The organism is Maribacter vaceletii, assembly GCF_003634105.1.
Classification (GTDB): Bacteria; Bacteroidota; Bacteroidia; order Flavobacteriales; family Flavobacteriaceae; genus Maribacter_B; species Maribacter_B vaceletii.
The window spans coordinates 1,070,781-1,094,242 of the sequence record NZ_RBIQ01000007.1; the positions used below are offsets into that span (position 1 = coordinate 1,070,781).

At 33.1% G+C, this 23,462-nt stretch carries 7 protein-coding genes and 1 tRNA gene; 5 read left to right on the forward strand and 3 right to left on the reverse strand.

The genetic code is table 11. From position 1 onward, the window contains the following. The 5 genes from CLV91_RS04390 to CLV91_RS04410 all read left to right on the forward strand — a co-directional run bounded on the left by CLV91_RS04390 (nt 1) and on the right by CLV91_RS04410 (nt 19,489). Nucleotides 1–2,139 (forward strand): PorP/SprF family type IX secretion system membrane protein, encoded by a 2,139-nt coding sequence (locus CLV91_RS04390; protein ID WP_121065716.1) that lies wholly within the window; start codon nt 1–3, stop codon nt 2,137–2,139. Nucleotides 2,140–3,322: 1,183 nt separating this feature from the next. Continuing rightward, the gene (locus CLV91_RS04395; RefSeq protein WP_121064356.1) at nt 3,323–17,992 is read left to right on the forward strand and encodes a T9SS type B sorting domain-containing protein; all 14,670 of its coding nucleotides are present in this window, start codon (nt 3,323–3,325) and stop codon (nt 17,990–17,992) included. Between the two features lie 19 nt (nt 17,993–18,011). After that, complete coding sequence (locus CLV91_RS04400; RefSeq protein ID WP_121064358.1) at nt 18,012–18,959, forward strand: PorP/SprF family type IX secretion system membrane protein; 948 nt, start codon at nt 18,012–18,014, stop codon at nt 18,957–18,959. A gap of 44 nt (nt 18,960–19,003) precedes the next feature. Beyond that, the gene (folB, locus tag CLV91_RS04405) at nt 19,004–19,363 is read left to right on the forward strand and encodes a dihydroneopterin aldolase (protein ID WP_121064360.1); all 360 of its coding nucleotides are present in this window, start codon (nt 19,004–19,006) and stop codon (nt 19,361–19,363) included. Nucleotides 19,364–19,415: 52 nt separating this feature from the next. Continuing rightward, nucleotides 19,416–19,489, forward strand: a tRNA-Cys gene (locus CLV91_RS04410). Between the two features lie 56 nt (nt 19,490–19,545). On the opposite strand, the gene CLV91_RS04415 is transcribed toward CLV91_RS04410, so the two are convergent. From CLV91_RS04415 to rnr, 3 genes are read right to left on the reverse strand one after another with little or no spacing between them, the layout of a single operon-like run. Then, entirely contained in the window at nt 19,546–20,217 is a 672-nt protein-coding gene (locus CLV91_RS04415) for a LysE family translocator (RefSeq protein WP_121064362.1), read from the reverse strand. 12 nt (nt 20,218–20,229) lie between these two features. Further along, nucleotides 20,230–20,913 carry a head GIN domain-containing protein gene (locus CLV91_RS04420; protein WP_121064364.1) on the reverse strand — a complete coding sequence of 228 codons (684 nt, stop codon included), beginning with the start codon at nt 20,911–20,913 and terminating at the stop codon, nt 20,230–20,232. 39 nt (nt 20,914–20,952) lie between these two features. Next, the gene (rnr, locus tag CLV91_RS04425; protein WP_121064366.1) at nt 20,953–23,160 is read right to left on the reverse strand and encodes a ribonuclease R; all 2,208 of its coding nucleotides are present in this window, start codon (nt 23,158–23,160) and stop codon (nt 20,953–20,955) included. Nucleotides 23,161–23,462: the final 302 nt, after the last annotated feature.

Genomic DNA, 23,462 nt, shown 5'->3' on the forward strand with positions numbered 1-23,462 from the left:
ATGAAACTAAAAAAATTAACCAGCCTACTACTTTTAGCTTTCTTATCATTTACAGCAGTAAATGCACAAGAAGACGACCCTATTTTGCCATATAAAGTAGCACCACAGAACTTATTAAAATATAATCGTTTTTTAATAAATCCTACCTTTTCAACAGTACAGGAAGATAAATCGTACATAAATTTATTACACAGAAACCAGTCGGTACAATTTAAAGATAACGAGCAAACATACTTTTTAAGTTATAGTGGTAGAATGGGAGACCGTAGTGGTTTAGGGTTAAGTTTATATTCACAAAAAGTTGGGCCTTTATCTAATATAGGTGTTTTAGCAAATTATGCATATGGTATAAAATTAAGTGATAAAAGTAATTTTACATTTGGTGCAAACCTTGCCTACTATAGTTCTGGTTTAAATAGAAATAATGTAGATGTTGTTGATGTTAATGATTTTAGATTAAACGGGACAGAAGATAGTAACGTACTTTCTTTTCAACCAGGGTTTAATATTTCTTACGGTAATTTTGATGTGGGTGTTTTTGCAGAAAACCTTTTTGATTATAATTTAAAAACAAGCGAAACACTTACAGAATTTAAAGACAAAACCTATTCTGGTCATTTACAATATACTCATCGGTTTAAAAACTCTGCTGGTATAATGGAAAACGCAAGACTTATGCCTTTAGCAAGAGTAAAAATGCAAGGAGAAGAAGATGTAGAGCTTGGCGGTAGTTTATTGTTAGATCTACCTAAATTAGGATGGGTACAAGGTGGTTATGATACTTTTTATGGAGCATCTGCAGGTATTGGTTTTAATATTAATAGAAGAATATCTCTTGGGTATACCATGGAAAAAGGTCTAAGCACAGATTTTGATAACCTTGGAGTAACGCATGAAATTTCTTTTGCATATTCTTTTACACCTAATCTTACAGAAGATCGTGTAATGTTAGAGGACGATTATGAAGAAGAACTAGCGGACAACTCAGAAATAAAAGCTGAAGACTTAGTTAAAAATGATGAGTTAGAAGCACTTAAAAAGAAATTAGAAGAAAATGATGAAGTACTTGCAGAACTTATGTTTAAGCAAGATTCTTTAGAAGCAAACAGACAATTAGATCTTGAAAGAAGATTTAACTTAGTTATGAAAATGGTTCGTAGTGAAACTAATGGCCAAAGACCTGACGTAGAAAAAAGAGCCAAAGACTTATTTTATACTGGTAGAGATAAACCAAGTGTAGCACAAAACACTACAAATACCAAGCAAACAAATTATACAACTGGTACGCCAAATAAAAATACTACTATAAAAGAAAAAGAGAATACGTATAACTCAAATTCTTCTATAGCAAATGTAGAACCAACTTCTACAAAAACTAAAGATATTAAAACAATACAACCAGAAAGTACAAGAGATAATACGCAACAAAGAGATTATGCTGCAATAACACCAACACAAGAGCCTATAAAAAGCCGAAAGTTTAAAAATTTAGAGGGTGTACAAGATGGGTATTATGTTATTGCAAATGTGTATAAAGGTGGCCAATATTTAGATAAATTTTTAAACAAGCTAGAAGATAAAGGTTTTAATGCAGATTATATAGATAACCAAAATAACGGACTTAAATATGTGTATTTAAAACGTTACGATTCTTGGGATGAAGCTGCAGAAGCGTATAAAAGTAATTTAAACGGAAATTACGATGGTAAGCTTTGGATAATGAATGTAGACAATAAGTATAGTAACGAAGCTTATGCAAGTAATGTAGATAAATTAAAAGAGAAATCTTCTAAATATGATACAGATAATTTACAGACTAATGTTATTGTAAAAGATAATATTGCTAATGCAGAACCAACGCCTAAAACCTATGTTATAGATGGTGCAAATTCTGGATACTACATAATTGCAAATGTTTTTGCAAACCCTAACAACGCAAATAGATTTGTTAAACTATTAAATTCATACGGATTAAATGCAAGTTATTTTATTAATCCAGAGAATAAATACCGTTACGTTTATTTAAAAAGACATGAGTCTTGGAATAATGCATTAATATCATACTACTCTAAATTAAATGATTCTTATGATGATAAAATGTGGATTATGAGAGTGAATAGAGAAGAAGATTTTGTGTAAATTATTTATCAAAAAAATATTGGAGCAAAACTAAGACCGGTTCCTAGAAAAAAATTAAGAATAGATTATAAAATAAAATTCATTTCTGAAAAACAAAAAAACTCTTCAAATATGTAAAACATACTAATGTGTTATGTAAAATTTGTTAAGCAATGGATTAATTAAAAATAGAAGTAGTTAGATCGTTACCTAATTACAGCTCAAATTTTTTGTAAATATTAGGGGAGCGAAATCAAAGTCTATTGAGAACTAACGAATAGTTCTCGACTCCGCTCGAACTGACAATGTTAATCTTTTTATTAAAGACATAATTTCAATCCGTTGAAGATATTTACTCGATAATCGAGATTTAAATACTCCGAGGCTTGCCTCGAAATAAAAATTAGCTTCCTAAGAAATGCCTCGTGGGCTTGCCCCGGGGTAGTTTACTGTTACGTATTTATCTACTAACCTCTAATTAAAAATTTATAATTGTATTTGTTTGTAGTTCACAAATCTTAATAATGAATTGATTTAAAATTAGAGAACAAAAAAAATTAAAAACTAGTAAACAATCTATAGCATTGTTTTAGTAGTTTTTTTCATTACATATTCTAAAAAAATTCAATTAGAAAATGCCAATTCTAATAGTAGTTTTAATGTAAACTAGACATAAAAAAATATAAATAGTATCCTGTATAAAATTTGAAACTTTCCGTTAAGAAAAATTCTAATTATTTAAAAAAGAAAATTATTAGGAAGAACTAAGAAAAGTAGAAAAATTATATCCCTAAAATTTTCATGAAAATTGGTAAACTCTTTACACGAATATTTTTTAAACTGAGAAATTTATTAGTCCTTAAAATAGTAAAATACACACAAAATTACGCTTAAATTTAATATTCATTTGCTTGAAAAACAATCAAAATTTGGGCATTTTTTAAGAAAAATAAGCCTTAAAATTAAGGCAAATTATCCCTTTTTAATTAAAAAGAAAAGCTTAAAACGCGTATTAAAGTAAGGGTTTTACCCTCATTGTAACATTACATAAATGTGCTTTCACAACAATAAAAGCGAATGTTACAACATAAAATTCTACACATCATATATATAGTTAATATTTGTTTTAGTAAAATCCCCAAATTCAATAGAATCTGTTTTCTAGGATATTTGGGAATTCTGCCAAAACATAAGATGTGACCAAATGAAAGCCATTACTTTTAAGAAACCAAACCTACTAGTTTTAATTATTTTCCTACTAACTATAGGATTTTCTGGATTTTCTCAGGAATACAGATCCTTTACAAGAGATTATGGAGGAGGTAACACCTATAGGTATCAAAATAATTTAAAAGGAGATTTAACCTTTATAAGTAACAATATTCTAAATAGGGATCAGGGAACTGCAACAACAACCCCAAATGATGCTTATAACAACCAAAATGTTAGAGTTCCTAATAACCAAAGACCTCCAGATTATTATAATGCAGAAACTGGTGGGTTTTATAATTATAATGATTTTAAAAACATGCAGTATATAGATGTAGATACAGATGCATCTACATTTAGTTCTAGTTCTGCAACCTTTACTTTTCCAGACCCTAACTGTAATTTAATACGATATGCTGGTCTTTATTGGTCCGCTACGTATCCTAGTGAAATAGGCGGGCAAACACCTGGTACAAATAGAAGAACAGATTTTAATCAAATACAATTTAAGGTTCCTAATGGAAATTATGTTCCAGTTACTGGAGAAATTTTATTTGACGGTTTTACAAACACACAAACAAGGGCAAATAGCCCTTATGCTTGTTATGCAGATGTTACATCATTAATAACTCCTTTGGCAAACCCAGAAGGAGAGTATACAATAGCAGATGTTAGAGCAACACTTGGTAATGGTTTTACCGGGGGTTCTGCTGCAGGTTGGACCCTTGTTATTGTATATGAAAACCCAACCATGTCTGGTAAATTAATTACCACTTTTGATGGTTTTGCAAGAGTAACAGGAACAAGTTCTATTCCAATTAATTATAGTGGTTTTACCACCATACCAGCAGGTTCTGTAAAAGCTCAAATAGGTGCAGGAGCTTTAGAAGGAGATTTTTCTATTGGCGGAGATCAAATGCGTATTAGAGCTGCTTCTAGTGGAGGTGGGTTTAGTTTGGTAAGAGAAGTTAGTGATAAGATAAACCCTAATAACTTTTTTAATAGTGATATAACTTTAGACGGTGATCTTACTACAAATAGAAATCCAAATAGTTCAAATACATTAGGATATGATACCGATATTTTTGAACTAAGAAATCTAGGTAATTCTGTTATTCCAAATAACGAAACCGCTGCTACTTTTCAATTTAGGACTAACGGTGACCAATACTATCCATTTTTTAACTCCTTTAATATAGAAATTATAGAACCAGAAATTGTTCTAGAAAAAAAGGTAGAAGATATAGCCGGTAATGATATTACTGGCCTTGGTGTAAACTTAGGACAAGTATTAGATTATGTTTTGTCTTTTCAAAATATTGGTAATGATCATGCTACAGGGCCTATTTCAGGAGACCCAAATTCGCACTATACTATTACCGATATTTTACCAATAAATGTAACTCTAGATGAGAGTAATTTTGATTTACCTACTGGTGTAACATATACATATAACCCAGCAACAAGAACTGTTGTTTTTGATATTCCAGACAACTTAGTAAACGAAAATGACCCTATTTATTCTATAAGAATGAGGGTAAGGGTGGCCGAAAACTGTTTCGATTTTATTGATGCTTGTACCGATTTAATTCAAAATTTAGCCTATTCTACCTATTCTGGTGTAATTAATGACAACGTAATTTCTGATGATCCAAGTGTAACCGATTTTGATAACTGTGGGTTTACTACACCAGGAGCAACAAACTTTTTATTAGACGATTTATCGGATTGTAATTTTACACGTACCGTACAGCTTTGTGGGGATGATGTAGTACTAGATGCTGGAGACAATTTTGATGATTATATCTGGTATAGAGATGAAAACAACAATAACCAAATAGACCCAGGGGTAGATACCGTATTAAATGACGGTAACCCTGATAATGACCTAAGCACGATCATTGTAACAGAAGCTGGCTTTTATATGGTAGATAAGATAATACCAGCGCCATGTAAAGGTTTTAGAGAATACATAACCGTAGAACGTTTTGGAGATAATACGGTAAACCCAATTATAGATTATTTTAATACTGTAAATGGTGATGCAGATGCTACTAATGATATTCAAGGAGAAATAGTACAATGTAGTGTCGATGGAGATATGCTCCCAAAAATATTCTTATGTGGTATTGCAGATTCTGAGTTACTACAAGTAAATATCTTAGATGCACAAAGTATAGTTTGGGAACAATTAAATGAAGGTAGTTGTGACCCGGCCGGCGATGATTGCGCCAACAAAAATTTAACCTGTACATGGAGCCAAGTTAGTACTGGAAACAGTTATGATGTTAATACTCCAGGAAAATATAGATTAGTAGTAAACTACCAAAATGGTTGTTTTAATAGATTCTATTTTAATGTATTTCAAAATACGCTAGATATAGAATATACTAGTAATGATGTTATTTGTACTACTCCAGGGAACATAAGAATAACAAGCCCAAATAGTGGCTACGGTTACCAATTAATTAATGTTTCTACAACACCAAACACCGTAGAAATACCATTTAGTGCTAATAATGGCCCAAATTTTAGCTTTACTAGCAATGGTGCCTATAGAGTAGAAGTGGTTCAACTAGATAATTCTGGAAACCCAATCCCAAATGCGTGTATCTTTAGTACTCCAGAAATAGGAATTAGAGACAGAGATTTTCAGGTAGAAATAACAACTACTTCTGCAAATTGTAATTCTAATGGATCCATAGATATTTCTGTTTTAAATGTAGAACCAGATTATACTTATGTACTTAGAAGAAGTGACGGTACAATAATTGATGATGAGACGGCGCAACCAGATAACACACATTCTTTTGATGTTGTTCCTGGAGATTATATTGTAGAAACCTCTACAGGAGATGGATGTTTTAATTCTCAAAATATAACGGTAAACAGAATTCCAGACCCAACCTTATCAGCAGTAACAACACAAAATATTGGTTGTACAGCAGGAACAATAACTTTAACACCAAATGGTGGTTTTCCAAACCCTAGTTATGGTTTTGCTATATGGAGTAAAGACGGTGTAGATTTATATTCAGACGTTTCCGATATTCCTGCAGATGCATACCAAACAACAACAACTTTTTCTTTTGGTTGGGTAACAACAATTGATGAAGATGGCAATGAAACACGTACATATACACCAGGAGAAGACGGTAGTTATGAATTTATTCTTATAGATGATAACGGTTGTACAGCATTCTCAAGTGCTACAACAATATTAGATAACGGCACCATGTCTATTACAAGTATAGATGAGGTACAACCTTCTTGTAGTGGAGATGCTAATGGGTCTTTAACCATAAATATTTCTGGTGGTGTTGGTCCATTTTTATATAGTATAGATGATGGTGTAACAACGCAAGGAACTGCAACTTTTGCAGGATTAACAGCAGGAACATACAACATTAGAGTTACAGATAGTTCTGGTTGTGATGTTAGCGAACCGCCATATGTTCTTTCAGAGCCATTCCCTTTTAGTGCATCTGCGGGTGTTTCTAGAGATGTTTCTTGTGACCCATCTAATGGGGCAGAAGTGCGTATTACTAATGTAGTTGGTGGTACGCCTCCATATAGCTTTAGTTTTGATGGTGGTGCTACTTTTAGTGGAAGCCAAACAGCAATTTTAATGCCAGGAACTTACAACTTAATTGCTCGTGATGCTTCTTGTGACTTTCCTATGACAATAGAGGTAGAAGGTTTACCAGCAAGACCAATAGTAACCTTAACACCAACCGTAGATTACAACTGTAGTGGTACAGGTAATATTACCGTAACACCAGACATTACAACCTATAACTATACATATGAATTAGATGGAGTATTAAACACTCCAGACCCAACAAGTAATACGTTTAATGATTTACCTATTGGAGACTATGTGATTACCACTAATTATGTACCACAAACACCGCCAACAGCAGCTGTTTTATTGGTAGAAGATTTTGGATATGGACCAACTATTCCAAATGCAAATACTTCAACAGCATTGTATTATTATGAAAGTCAGTTACCAGATGGTATACCTAGTGGGTCGCCAAGAGATGGTTCGGGTACAAACGAAACCCAGTTAAATGACTATGAGTATGCAGTAACTAGCAATATTGAAAATCCTTTTACCGCATGGTTTAGTCCAGTAGACCACACGACTGGTGATAGAAGCACAGAAGGGCGTTATTTAGCTATAAACCTAGGAGCAGTAGCTGATGGAGCAACTATATATCAAAAAGAAATAAATGATATAATACCAAATCAAGATTTAAACATATCATTATGGGCAATAAATTTAGTTCGAACGATTCGTGACATAGGTGATCCTAATTTAACTATAGAACTTAGAGACCCTTCAACAAATACTTTGGTTGGCTCTGCAAATACTGGTTTTATGCCAGAAGAAGAATTATGGAGACAATATGAAATAGCATTAAACCCAGGTGCGTATACCTCTTTAAACTTGGTTATTACATCAACAGGAAGTGTAATTAACGGTAGTGATGTAGCTATAGATGATATCTTAGTTACACAAACACCAGAAATTTGTGAGCTTTCTATAAACACACCTATAAGCATAGAGCCAGGTAATGCTTTTGCATCAACAGCAACAGGTTCTACCAATGTTAGTTGTAATGGTTTAACAGATGGTACTATTACTTTTGAAGTTGAAAATTTTGATGCTACAGATGGTTTTGACTATTCTACAGATAATTGGACAACTTTTACAAACTCTACAAGTTCTCCTGTTACCACTGCCGCTGTTTTAGGAGCTGGTACACAAACTGTTTTAATTAGAAGAGCAGATGATCATTCTTGTGAAATTTCTGTAACAAGAGACATTACAGAGCCTACTCCAGTAGTTGCTTCTGCTTCAATTACAGAACAATTTACATGTAACAATACTGGTGCAACAATTACTGCTAGTGCAACTGGTGGTACGCCAACATACGTTTACCAATTAGAAGACACTTCTGGTAACGCAATTGCTACATACGATTACGCTACTAATGGAAACAATACTATTTTCTCTGGACTTGCTGCTGGCGATTATATTGTAAAAGCAACAGACCTTAACACTTGTGAAGACGCTTTTGATACTGTCCTTACAGTAGTTGCTCCTAATAATCCAACTTTTACGGCAGAACCAATATTGTGTTATTCTGGTAATAGTGATGGTACTATTCAAGTAGATGTTACTTCTGTTCCAGGTAATGGTGGTTTCCAATTTAGTATAGAGGGTAACCCATGGGTAACACCAAATCCTGCTACTAATACGTCCTATACATTTAACAACTTATCTAACGGTACATATACTATAGATGTTAGAGATAGCTTTGGATGTGCTGCTGCACAACAAACCGTAACTATTAACAGACAAGTAACCGTAACTGCTTCTGCAGAAAATATTACGGCTTGTGCTACTAGTACAGACATTACTATAACTGCCGATGGCGGGGATGGGAATTATGTATACGCTCTTGTTGCTAATGCTGCAACACCTGCTCCTGGTGACTTTAATCCTTCTAACATTATTACTGCTCCTGCAATTGGGGATTATGATGTGTATGTAAGAGATAAGTCTGGTGCAACAGATTTTTGTGAAGCCGTATTTGATATTAACATTGCACAAGATCCTGCTTTAAATATTACGGAAACTCTTGTTCACAACCTTTGCTTTGGAGATACTAACGGTTCTATAGCTCTTGCTGTTACAGGAGGAGAAGCTCCTTATGAATATAGTATTGACGATGGAGCTAATTATGTTACTACAGCAACTTTTAATAATCTTGCAGCTGGTATATACCCAATAAGAATTAAAGATGCTAACGATTGTGAATTAGCAAATTCTTTTGAAATTACAGAAACCGATGTTTTAACTGCTGAGGCCGTTCTTACACAAAACTATACTTGTTTGGTAGATGGAGAAATTACTGTAGGTAGTGTTACTGCTACAGATGGTGGTTCTGGTGACTACCAATATAGTATTAATGGAAGTTCTTGGACTGCTTCTACAACAGGCGGACATACATTTACTGGTTTAACAGACGGCACGTACTCTATTCAAGTAAGAGATGCAAATGCTACAACATGTACATTAACACTTGCGGATATTGTTATTGATCCTCTTCCAACTGAACCTACAATTACAACAACTTTAGAATATAATTGTGATGGTACTGCAAACGTAAATATTTTACCTGCAGATGCTACGTATACATACAGCTTAGGTGGTAGTGCTTATGTTTCTACTAATGTCTTTAATAATGTAGCGGTAGGTACGTATCCTATTTCTATTAATTATGGTAGAGAATGTACTACAGACTCTAATGTTACCATAGAAAATGGTAATGCTTTTGAAGCTGCTATTGATGCTTTTACAAATTTAAATTGTAATACAGACGGTTCTGGTACTATTACCATTTCTGCCAACAATTTTGGAACTGGAGGATATGAATATAGTCTTGATGGTGCGCCTTTTGTAGGGCCATTTACTACTCCAGAAACTATTAACTCTTTAGCTGCAGGTAATTATTCTATTGAAGTTAGAGATGTTACAAACGCGGCAAATGTTAGTCCGCTTACAGGATGTTCTATTACAATAACACAAACACTTACAGAGCCAGCACCTGTTGTTGCTTCTGCAAGTATTACAGAAGAATTTACATGTAACAATACAGGGGCTACAATTACTGCTTCTGCTTCTGGGGGTACACCAACATACGTGTACCAATTAGAAGATAATGGTGGAACACCAATTGTTGGTTATGAGTTCATAAATAACGGTAACAATACTATTTTTACTGGCCTTGCTGCTGGTGACTATATTGTGGTTGCAAGAGATATAAATAACTGTAGCGACCCTATTGATACTGCTATAAATATAGCTGCTCCAATTAACCCAACGTTTACAGCAGAAGGTACTGCTTGTTATTCTGGAGCTAATGATGGTACTATTTTCGTAGATATTACCTCTTTACCTGGTAATGGTGGATTCCAATTTAGTTTAGATGGTGCTCCTTGGGTAACACCAGGAACAACATCCCATACTTTTACTAATCTTGCAAATGGTACCTATACTGTTGATGTTAGAGATGGTTATGGATGTGCAGCAACGCAACAAACTGTAACGTTGAATGACCAATTAACCGCTACGACAATATTACAGCCAGATTTAACCTGTACTGCAGATGCAACTATAACAATAGATGCTGATGGCGGTTCTGGAACATACATATATGAGTGGAGCACTACAAACGCAGGCCCTTGGAATACTACAGGGTTTACGGCAAATGTTTACAACACCAATACTGCAGGATCTTATTTCTTTAGAATTACAGATACTACTGCACCAACGGTATGTACATTTATTACTAATGAAGTAGTAGTTACCCCAGCAGATACCCCAGTAATTACAAGTATTACTCCTACAAATTTAAATTGTAATGGTGATGATTCTGGTGCTCTAGAAATTGTTATAGATACAAGTGTTGGTTTAGCACCTTATTCAATAAATGTGGTTAATACTACTACAGGAACAGTATATGGAACACAAACCTCTGGTCTTGCTGCTGGTACGTATGAAGTTACAGTAACCGATGCAAAAGGATGTTTTGTAACAGAAACAGAAACAATTACAGAACCAAATGTAATTAACTATACAGCAACAAGTGTCCCTATTCAGTGTGATAATACAGGGACAGACCCAAGTAATAATACAACGCCTGGAGAAATTTCAATTAGTGCAATTACTGGAGGTACAGCAGAATATACCTACTATTTAACTGCAAATAATGGTATTCCAACACAAACGTATAATACAACACCTGGAAATAGAGACCATACTTTTACTATTTTATCTTTTGGTATTTACCAAATTGATATTGTAGATGCTAATGGCTGCGCTGCTTTTAGTACAGAAATTATAGCATCCCCACCAAACGATTTGGATATTGATGTAAGTACCTCAACTGCAAATTGTGCAGACGGTGGAACTGCAGTAGTTACTGTAGATGCTGCTGTGGGTAGTGGTAGTTATGAATTTGCTGTTTTAGAAACCTATAGCCCACCTTACTCTACTAATTATGTCAATCCAGACGTGCCAGGTGGAAGTACTGCAACTTTTTCTAGCATTGCAAACGGAATACGATTAAACCCTGGTGTAACTTATACATTCGTAGTTTTTGATACAACTACTAAATGTTATTATTTTGAAACCTCGGCATTACCTATAGATACGCCATCAAACATGACGGCTACTCTAGATGCTGTTAATAATGTAACTTGTACAGGTTCTGCAGACGGTAATATATCATTCACTTTTGATAATTATGATGTAGGAGCTACTGCTGTAGGGTATGAAATATTTAATTTACAATCTAATATTTCTACAGGAATAACAGGATCATCCCCTGTAAATCCACCAACAGGAGCAAGGACAGTAGATAATTTTGCAACCTTAGCACCTGGAGAGTATTATTTATTACTTTCTGAAGTAGGTGGAGCATATCCTGGTTGTACAGTACACGGAGGAAACTTTACGATTAGAGAATCTGTAAACCTATTAGATGTAACTCCAGTAGTTACTAAAAATGATAATTGTAATGTTAATGCAGGGGTTATTACTGCAACAGGACAATTTGGTACAGCTCCTTATGAATATCAAATTTTACCAACAGGAAGCACCACTCCTACAGTTTTAACTTGGGCAGGAACATCAAATAATACTTTTAATGTAGAGGGTGGAGATTATGATGTATATGTTAAAGATGCATACGGTTGTATACAATTTAACACCATCAATCTACCTACAGATTCTACTCCAGAAATATCATTAGCATTAGTTGATGAATGTGCAACAGAAGGAAATTTTGAAGTAGTAGTTACATTAGATCAAGCAGGAGTATCTCCATATAGATTAAGTGTAAATGGTGCTGCTTATCAAAATATTACTTTTAATGGAAGTAACGAATATACAGTTACAGGATTAAGTTCTGGAGCTGCACAAACTATAGAAATTAGTGATATTAATGGCTGTGGAGAAACGGAAAATATTACTATTTATCCTAGCTATTCTGCTAGTGCAACACCAACAAAATTATTAGATTGTACCGCATCACCTAATGCAGAAATTACAATATCTGCCACTGGAGGTTCTGGTTCGTTTACCTATGAAATTTCTGGTCCGGTAAATCAAGGATTAACAGCTTTACCTTCTCCAGCAAATAGTACGGTTTGGAATTTAGCATCAGCACCAGGAACATATACTGTTTCTATTTATGATGTAAACACACCATCTTGTCCTGCTACCACTTTCCCTGTGGAAATAGCACCAAGATTAGAACCAATATTTGATACTATAACGCCAACTGATGTTACTTGTAACACTGCTAATGATGGTACTATTACTGCAAGCGTAGTAAATAATGGAATTGGAGATTATACGTTTGAAATTACTAGCCTAGATGGTGCTGCGGTTTCTATTGCTCCAACAAGTACTACTGCTACTTCTGCAACATTTACAGGATTAGCTCCAACTACAACAGCAGCTGGTTATATAATTACAGTTACTGCAGATAGTGCAACTAATAATTGCCCTACAAATAGTACTTCTATTATAGTTAATGAACCAATTGCTATGGCGGTTACTTTAGATCCTGTGGTAGAATTTACTTGTACTCCTGGTAATGGTAATAACCAAAACAGTGCTTCTATAACAGTAGCTTCTGTTACTGGTGGTTCTACAAATTATGTTAGGTATGAATTTTTTAATGACCTAGACTTAGTTAACCCAGTACAAACTGGAACTTCTACAACGTATACAGAAACAAATACTGCAGGAGGTAATTATACCATTAATGTTTATGATGATAATGGATGTCTTGGTACAGCCACTGCAACTATAGAGGCTTATGATGAGTTATTAACAGCTACAACTGCAACAAGTAACGACATTACTTGTACACCAGGTAGTGATGGGGAGGTAACTATAACAGTAACTTCTTCAAATAGCGATGCTACTAAATATGAATTTAGTATAGATGGTGGTACAACTTACCAACCTTCTAATATATTCCCTGGTTTAGGCATTGGTACGCATAATTTTATTATAAGACATGTAGATACTGGTTGTATTTTAAATGCTTCGCAAATAATTACAGATCCTAATACTTTTGATATTGTAGTGGATAAAACTAGTGATGTAATCTGTTTTGGAACCAATACTGGTGCTGTAAACTTTTCTATTACAGATGCTACCTATACTGATGGATTTGACTATAGAGTATTTGAACAAGTAACTAATACTCCTGTAACAGCTTCAGTAAACCACCCTAACCTTGGGCCAACACCTACGGTTAATCTTGGTGCTGGTGACTACTATGTTATTATTACACAAGACAGCAACCCGGATTGTGAAAACAGAGCAGACTTTAGTATTGCTGGGCCAGATGCTACTTTAAGTGCGGATAGAACAGTTACAGAAATAACGTGTAACCCAACAAATAACGGAATTATAGAAATTATTAATCCTGTTGGCGGATGGGGTGGTTATGAATACTTAGTATTTAATACTACAGCACCACCAGCAACGGGTACTAGTGACGCAGCAAATTATATAGGTGACCCTGTGTTTGATAATTTAAGTGCTGGTACTTATGAAGTTTGGATTATAGATGAAGAAGAATGTACAGAACAACTAACTGATGTTGTATTAAATAATCCAACACCAATTGTAGCGCAATTAAATGTTACACAAGAAAATTGTACAAACTTTGATGGTGTTATAGAAGTTACAGGAACTCCTAGTCCAAACCCAGTTTCTGGTGGTCAAGGAAACGGTTATAGCTACCAACTTATAAAAGATGGTACTCCTTTTGGAGCGGAACAAACTACAACCACATTCTCTGGTTTAGGAGCTGGTGCATATACTGTAACTGTAACTGACCAATGGGGTTGTACATTAACAACTACAACGGCTGTTACTCTTTACGAAGACATAGCACCACAAACAGATATTATTAAAGCTATTGATTGTAATTCTGGTGGCTCTATAGATGTTACACAAACAGGTGGTGAAGGAAGTTCATATACCTATACTATTACCCATATAGATGGTGTACCTAATGTAATTGCTCCAACGAGTAGTACTGCAACTTCTGCTTCATTTACAAACTTAACACAAGTTGGTACCTATACATTTAGTATTACAGATAATGTAACCCTTTGTGTAAAAACTATAGATAGAGAATTGGTAGATATTATTTATCCAGAAGCTTCTGTAGATGCTTCTACTAATGTTACTTGTAATAATGATAGTGATGGTACTATAAATGTTAGTGTTCTAGATAATGGCGTAGGACCATACACATTTACTATTATAGATGGCGATGGTGCTACAATAGGTTCTCCTATTACACCAACAAGTAATACAAATACAACAGCAGTATTTACTGGTTTAAGAGGTACAACACCTGGTATTACCTATACTATTAGAGCAATGGCTTTTAATGGTTGTACAGATGATACACAGACAGCTACTATAACACAACCAGATGTTATTACTGTTCCAGCACCAACAGCTGTAAGCTTTAATTGTACTACTGGTAATGTTACAAATTACCCAACAATAACAATTACTGGAGAAACTGGTGGTTCTACAAACTTTGTTCGTTACGAGTTTATAAATACAACTACAGGAACAACAGTGCAAAATGGTACAGATAATAGTTATACAGAAACCAACTTTGCTGGTGGTAATTATACTATTAACGTCTATGATGATAATGGATGTGTAGGTACAACTACAACAACTATTGCTGCTTTTGATGAGTTACAAACTGTAGTTCCAGTAGCAACACAAATAATATGTTCTGGTACCGATATTCGTATAGATGCTACAAGTAGTATTACAAACTCTACGGCAAACCCAACAAATTATGAGTTTAGAGAAATAACTAGTCCTGCTAGTTCTTTCCAAGGTTCTAATATGTTTACGGGTTTAGATGTAGGAGTACATAGATTTGAAGCTAGAAATATTTCTACGGGCTGTATTATGCAAACAGAATACATTGTAGAAGACCCTAATACGTTTACACCAGAAATTACGATACTTAACAATGTAGTTTGTAATGGTACAAATAGTGGACAAATAACCTTAGAAGTTACCGATGCAGTATATACTGGTAATTTTGAGTGGGAAATATTTGATACAAATAATACTCCAACAAATACTGGAGATGATACTAGTATTACTTCAGGAACAGGAATGGCTCCAAATACAACAACAGCGCCAATAGCTCTTGCAGCAGGAAACTATAGAATACGTATTGCTCAGGAAACTAATCCTGGTTGTGCGGCAGAACGTTTCTTTAGTATTACAGAACCTGAAGTTATTGCACCAAATGCAAGTGAACAAGCGAACCCTACGTGTAGTAATGATCAAGGTAGTATTTTAGTAAATCCAACAGGTGGTGAAGGACCTTTTACAATTACATTAAGTAACGGTACAGGGTATTCTAACACCCAAACTAATGTAAGTGCTTTCCTTTTTGAAGGTTTAGCAGGTGGAACGTATGACATAGAAATTACAGATACTGTAGGTTGTATACAAAATTTCCCTGCGGAGATTATTTTACAAACTCCAGAGGTAATAGATGCAAGCGCAACAGCAACTGCTCTAACTTGTTTTAATGAAAACACAGCAACTATCACTGCAAGTGTAGCGGTAAGAACATTCCCTGCAACACCAGTGTATGAATATCAATTAAATGTATATGATGCTAGTGGTACAACAATAACACAAACATCTGTTGCTCAAAGTAACCCTACATTTACTGGTTTAAGTGCTGGTACCTATAGTATTACTGTTACAGACGATTTTGGATGTAGTGATGAAACACCTTTACAAGTTATTATAAACCCAACAGAGGTTAGTGCACAACTAATAAGAACGCAAGCATTAACTTGTGAAGACGGTGTAGAATTACAACTTTCTGCAACTGGTGGTCTAAGTGGTACGTATGAGTATAGTATAGATAATGTAACCTTTACTCTTATGGTTGGTAACACGGTTAACTTACCTATACCACCTACAGTTTTAGGGGCAGGAACATACCAATATTATGTAAGAGATGCTAATGGTTGTGAAGCTGTATTGTCTAATGCAATTACAGAGGATCCTATTGAGGATTTGATACTTACAATTGAACCTGAAACATCCACATTTGTTAATTGTAATGGGGATAATACAGGTAATATTTTTGCAAGTGCTACTGGCGGCTTAGGAAACTATAGATATGAGTTATATAGTGCTTATAATGGTTCTACTTTAAACCCTGCAGATTTATTGGCAGGACCACAAAATCAAGGTGAGTTTACTGGATTAACAGCAGGAACCTACTTTGTTAATGTTACTAGTGATGATTGTACTACAGAACCACAACGTGTAGAAATAACAGAACCTACTATTTTGGAAGTTATAGATACAAATAACTTTACAGATGTAACTTGTAACGGGGAAGATGATGGTACTATAACAGTAGAATTGCAAGGTGGTGTTGGTCCTTACCAATACGCAATATCTCCAAATTTAAATCAATTTGATAGTGTAAATACTTTTACAGATTTAGCACCTGGTTTATATGGCGTAATTGCACAAGATCAAAATGGATGTTTTGAATATTTAGAATATACCATTTCAGAACCAGTAGTCTTAACTACAACAGCAACTACTACACCCGAAATATGTGTAGGTAGTGAAGATGGTACTATAACACTAACTGTAGATGGTGGTAATGGTCCTTATAGAACAGCAATAAACTCTAATTCTGAAGCAGATTTTGTACAAGATCGTTTAGACTTTACAAACCTTGCTGCTGGTAACTATTTAATCTTTGTAAGAGATGTTAATAACTGTGAAACCAATATTGTTGTAGATGTAGAACCTGGCGTTAACCTTAATGCAACTATTACTCCTGTTTATGAGTGTAGTGGAGATGTACCTACAAATTATGTAAACATAACCTTAGAAGATTCTAGTGTTTTAGGCGATGTTTTATATGCTATAGACTCTACAAATCCAAATGACATGCAATTAAATCCTGATTTTAGAAATTCTACTCCAGGAACACATTACATAGCAATAGCACACACAAATGGATGTGTACAAACTTTTAATTTTGTAATAGAAGATTACCAGCCTTTAGTATTATCTCTAGAACAGCGTAATCTAAATGAAATTACAGCTATTGCAACAGGTGGTAAAGAAGAATACACTTTTATCATGGGCGATAGAGATAATGGTACAGATAATACGTTTAGAATTAACCGTACAGATACTTATACCGTAACCGTTATAGATGAAAATGGTTGTGAATCTGTTGCTAATATTTATATGGAATTTATAGATATTGATATACCCAATGTATTTACACCAGATGGCGATGGTCTTAATGATACTTGGTTCCCAAAAAACCAAGAAGCCTTCCCAGAAATACTAACTATCATATTTGATCGTTATGGTAGAGAAGTATATAGAATGGGTGTTAATGATAATCCATGGGATGGTCTTTACCAACAAACAGAACTACCAACAGGAGATTATTGGTATGTAATAAAATTACGTGGTGAAGAAGATGATCGTGAATTTGTTGGCCATTTTACTTTATATAGATAAGAACTTAACCTAAACTAGTATGTATAATAAATTATTAACCTTAGTCCTCCTCCTACTAAGTGTCTTTGGTGCTAAAGCGCAAGAGTTAACCTTACCACAGCTCTCGCAATATTTAGCAGATAACCCTTTTGTAATGTCGCCTACCTATGCAGGTATTGGAGATCATGTAAAAATTAGGATTAATGGATTAACGCAATGGGTAGGAATTAAAGATGCGCCAGACACGCAATCTTTAGCTGCAGATATGCGTTTAGGAGAAAAATCTGGTGTTGGTATTTTATTATATAATGATAGTAATGGAGAAACTAAGCAAAGAGGAGCTAGGTTATCTTTTGCCCATCACTTAACTATAGATAGGTATGATGATGAGTTCTTATCCTTTGGTTTATCGTATAATTTTAACCAGTTTAGGATAGATATTGAAAACTTTAGTATCATAGATCCAAGTGTAACAGATGATAGAGCTACAACCAATCATAACTTTGATGTAGGTTTATTATATAGAAAAGATAAATTTTATATAAGTGCAAATGCATCTAACATAATTGATAAAGATTTATCAAAATTTAATCCAATTTTTGAACCTAATAGATTAAGAAACTATTACGCGTATACTGGATATAGATATAAAAGAAGTAAAAACAGTAATTTAGAAATAGAACCTTCTGTATTCTTTCAATTATTTGAGAGTGATGGTAGATCTGTTACCGATTTAAATGTGAAATTTAGATGGTATGATTTTGAAGACTATTACTATGCTGGTGTTACTTACCGTTTTTTAAATGATCAAATTGGTGATCCATTATATATAGCTCCAATTGTTGGTTTAAAAAAGAGTAATTTTTATTTTGGATATTCGTATCAAGTAATTCTTAATGAAATTTTAGGGTATAGTACAGGAACACATGTAGTAACTTTAGGTTTAGATTTATTCCAAGGTGTTAGTAATTGTAGATGTACGTATTAAAAACCAAATGTTTCCTTTAATTTTGTAAAAAATTAAAGATATTCATGGGAATAATAGAAGTTACTAATATTAAGGTTTATGCCTATCATGGTTGCTTAGCAGAAGAAACTAAAATAGGTAGTGATTATCTAGTAAATGTATCTGTAAAAGCAGATTTAACTAATGCAGCTGCGTCAGATAATCTAAAAGATACTGTAGATTATGTGCATATAAATCATATCGTAAAAGAAGAAATGGCTATCCCAGCTAAGCTTTTAGAACATGTAGCAGACCGAATTATTCAACGTATTTTACTAGAAATCAATATAGTTATGGAAGTATCTGTAGTTGTTTCTAAAATAAACCCTCCTATAGGTGGCGATGTAGAAAAAGTAACTATTACATTAAAATCTAAAAGATCCTGATTATATATTTTTGAAAGCTAAAAATAAGGCATTACATTTGCACCACTAAAATGGCATCGTGGCCGAGTGGCTAGGCACAGCTCTGCAAAAGCTTGTACAGCGGTTCGAATCCGCTCGATGCCTCCAAAAAAACCCTCTTAATAGAGGGTTTTTTATTTAAAATGCTGTTTATTAACACATTATTACTCTCTTATTTGCTCCATTTTTTCTATACCTTCTTCTATAGTAAATTTGTCTTTTGGTAAAAAACCTTTTATAATAAGTACTAATCCGCAAATAACTAAAACAACTCCAAGAAACTTTTTTACTAACCTTATTCTCTCAAAAGTTAATTTTCTTTTTAATTGTTTAGCTAATAAGATTTTAAAAATATCTACTATAAAATACGTTAGTAATACTGCGGAAAAGAAAACTACAATTCTATTAGACTCATTATCTAAGCTAGGACCAACTACTATTATTATTCCAAGCCAAAAAACTAAAACTCCAATATTTATGAAGTTTAGTAAAAAGCCTTTTACAAATAAACTAATATAATGCCCAGAGGATACTTTTATAGTTTCTTCCTTTTTTGCTTCTTTCTTTACAATACTAGTGATACCATATATTACTAATATTACACCTCCAAAAACATATAATCCAGGTTCGTTACTTAAGTTTTCTAATAATTGAAAACTACTAAAATAAGCTATGGTAATAAAAAGTATATCGGCAATAATTACGCCTAAGTTAAAAACAATTGCTGCTCTAAAACCTTTAATTGCACTAGTTTCTAAAAGCACAAAAAATACAGGACCAATCATAAAACTTAGTAAAAACCCGAGAGGAATAGCAGCCTGTATATCTTCTAGCATATAAGAGTAAAATTACATTTTAGTTATTTTACCACCAAAAACAGTTTTTTCTTCAAATTTAGCAGGGTTGCCATATACTAATACTTCGCCACCAGCTTTTACAGAAGCTTTTACATAATCTGATGCATATATTTCTGCTCTAGAACCAGCATTTACATTTACAGTAGAAAATTTAGTAATTAAACTTTTACCCTCATAAATACCTCCTGTATTAATAGCTACATCTTGTAAATCTGCTGTTCCTGATGTTTCTATAACACCACCAGTAACTGTTTTTATTAAAAGTTGTTCTACCTCTGCAGCAATAATTAATTCTCCTCCTTCTTGTGCTTTTAGTTCTAACACATCTTGCTGTATTGTTTTTTTTGAGGTTATTCTTGCATCTTCATTAACATCAATTATTATAATAGGTTTGGTATAATATAAATCTATAAAAGTTTTATAACCACTAAATATTTTATTGATTTCCATTCGTATTTTAAGAATACCTTCTTTATTTACAAAAACAACTTTATCTATATTATCACCAGAAATTACTGCTTTATTTTCTGTGCTTTTAATTAGATTAATAGAGAGACCATCAAAACCTTTTAGTTCTGAAAATTCAGATAATCTTACGGTTATTTTTTCATTTTGAGCGCATAGAGTCTGTAGACTAATTGCGATAAAAATTAAAAATAAAACTGTTTTTTTCATATTCGTTTTTAAGTATGTATATACGTACTAAAACAAAAGTTATTCCAAAATAGAAACCTTTTCATTTATTCCTATAAGAGAAAAATCTAAGTGTCGTTTTATTAAATCGGTATTTTTTACCATTACTATAACTTCATCTCCTAATTGATAGGTTGTATTTGTTTTTTCTCCAGTAATAGCATACTCCTTCTCATCAAAGATATAATAATCTCCTTTTATATCTCTAATACTTACCATTCCTTCACACTTATTCTCTATAATTTCTACATAAATACCCCATTCGGTTACACCACTAATAACACCAACAAACTCTTTATCTTGGTGATCTTGCATAAATTTAATCTGCATGTATTTAATAGAATCTCTTTCTGCTCTAGATGCTAAAATTTCCATTTCAGAAGAATGCTTGCATTTTTCTTCATAAGTTTCTGCATTAGCAGTTTTACCACCATCTAAATAATGTTGCAATAATCGATGCACCATAACATCTGGATACCTACGTATTGGCGATGTAAAATGCGAGTAATAATCGAACGCTAAACCATAATGTCCAATATTATTTGTAGTATAGGTTGCTTTACTCATTGTACGTATTGCAAGCGTATCTACTAAGTTCTGTTCTTTTTGACCTTTAACATCTTCTAGAAGCTTATTTAAAGACACGCTAATAGATTTTTTATCTTTAAAGTCTAACTTATGTCCAAAACGAGAAATAATTCCATTAAGCGCAAATAACTTCTCTTCATTAGGATCATCATGTATTCTATACACAAATGTTTTTTCTGGTTTTTGTTTTCCTATAAAAGCAGCCACTTTTCTATTTGCTAACAACATAAACTCTTCTATAAGTTTATTAGCATCTTTTGCTTCTTTAAAATACACACTTGTTGGTTCGCTTTCTTCATTTAAATTAAAACGAACTTCTACTTTATCAAAAGAAATAGCGCCACTTTGCATACGTTTAGCACGCATTATTTTTGCTAATTTATCCATAGTTAAAGTAGCGTTAACTACTTCATCTGAAACTATATATGAAGAATTTCTAATAGATATATCCTCTGGAATATCTCCTTGTTTAGTTTCTATAATATGTTGTGCTTCTTCATAAGCAAAACGTTCGTTAGAATTTATAACGGTTCTACCAAACCATTCGTTAATAATAGTTGCATTTTTATCTATTTCAAAAACAGCAGAAAATGTATATTTTTCTTCATTAGGACGCAATGAACATGCATTATTAGAAAGAATTTCTGGTAACATAGGTACCACTCTATCTACTAAATAAACCGAAGTTGCTCTTTCATAAGCTTCATCATCTAAAATAGTATCTTCTTGTAAATAATGCGAAACATCTGCAATGTGAACCCCTATCTCATAATTTCCATTTTCAAGAACTTGAAACGAAAGTGCATCATCAAAGTCTTTTGCATCTTTTGGATCTATAGTACAGGTTAATACATTACGCATATCTCTACGCTTTGCAATTTCTTCTTCTTTTATAGATGTATCTAATTGCTGTGCATAACGTTCTACTTCTAAAGGAAACTCATGTGGTAAACCATATTCTGCTAAAATAGAATGTATTTCAGTATTATGTTCTCCTGGTTTTCCTAAAACTTCTTTTATTTCCCCAAAAGGAGAATCTGTACGATCTGGCCATTCTGTAATTTCTACAATTACTTTATCGCCATCTTCTGCTTTACCAACTTTATCTTTAGAAACAAAAATATCGGTATACATTCTTGGATCTGTAGGTCTTATAAAAGCAAAATCTTTTTGCATATCTACAATACCAACAAATTCGGTCTTATTTCTAGAAACAATTTTGGTGATTTCTCCTTCTAATTTTTTTCCTTTTCGTTGCGGAAAAACATATACTTCAACAGTGTCTTTATGAAATGCTTTATTTACTTTATTACTGGGAATAAAAACATCATCATCCATTCCTTCAATAACAATATATGCATTACCTCTACTGGTAAGGTCTACAGTACCAGTTTGATAAGTTTTAGTAGAAGCTATAGCCTTGTAATGACCTCTAGTTTCTTCTAGGATTCTTTTTTTCTCTTTTAACTGCACCAATCTTTTTATTAATTGGTTCCTATCATGCGCATCTGTAATATGTATTCTAGATGCTATTTGTTTATAAGTGAAGCTTTTTTTAGGGTCTTTTTCTAAAACTGTAAAAATTCCTTTAGTAATTTCGTTCTTTCTATGATTCTTTGCTTTCTTATTTCTCTTTGACATTAATCTTTCTTTCTAATTTATTGGAAAATTACGAATTATAATTCAGTACTATTTATTTTATCCATTACACTAAAATTAATTTAACGTTATTAACATATATAATATATAATATTTTTCTTTTATTAAATTTAAAAAAACAATGGTGGTTATTATAGCTTGTTAATAATGGGGATAAAAAAATGAAGAATAATTTGTATTGAACCGTTTAATATTTTTATTGACAATTTATACAAGTCTGTAATTTATAGTTATCAATATGTTACGTATTTTATTAACATATATTAATAACCTCTGTTAACATG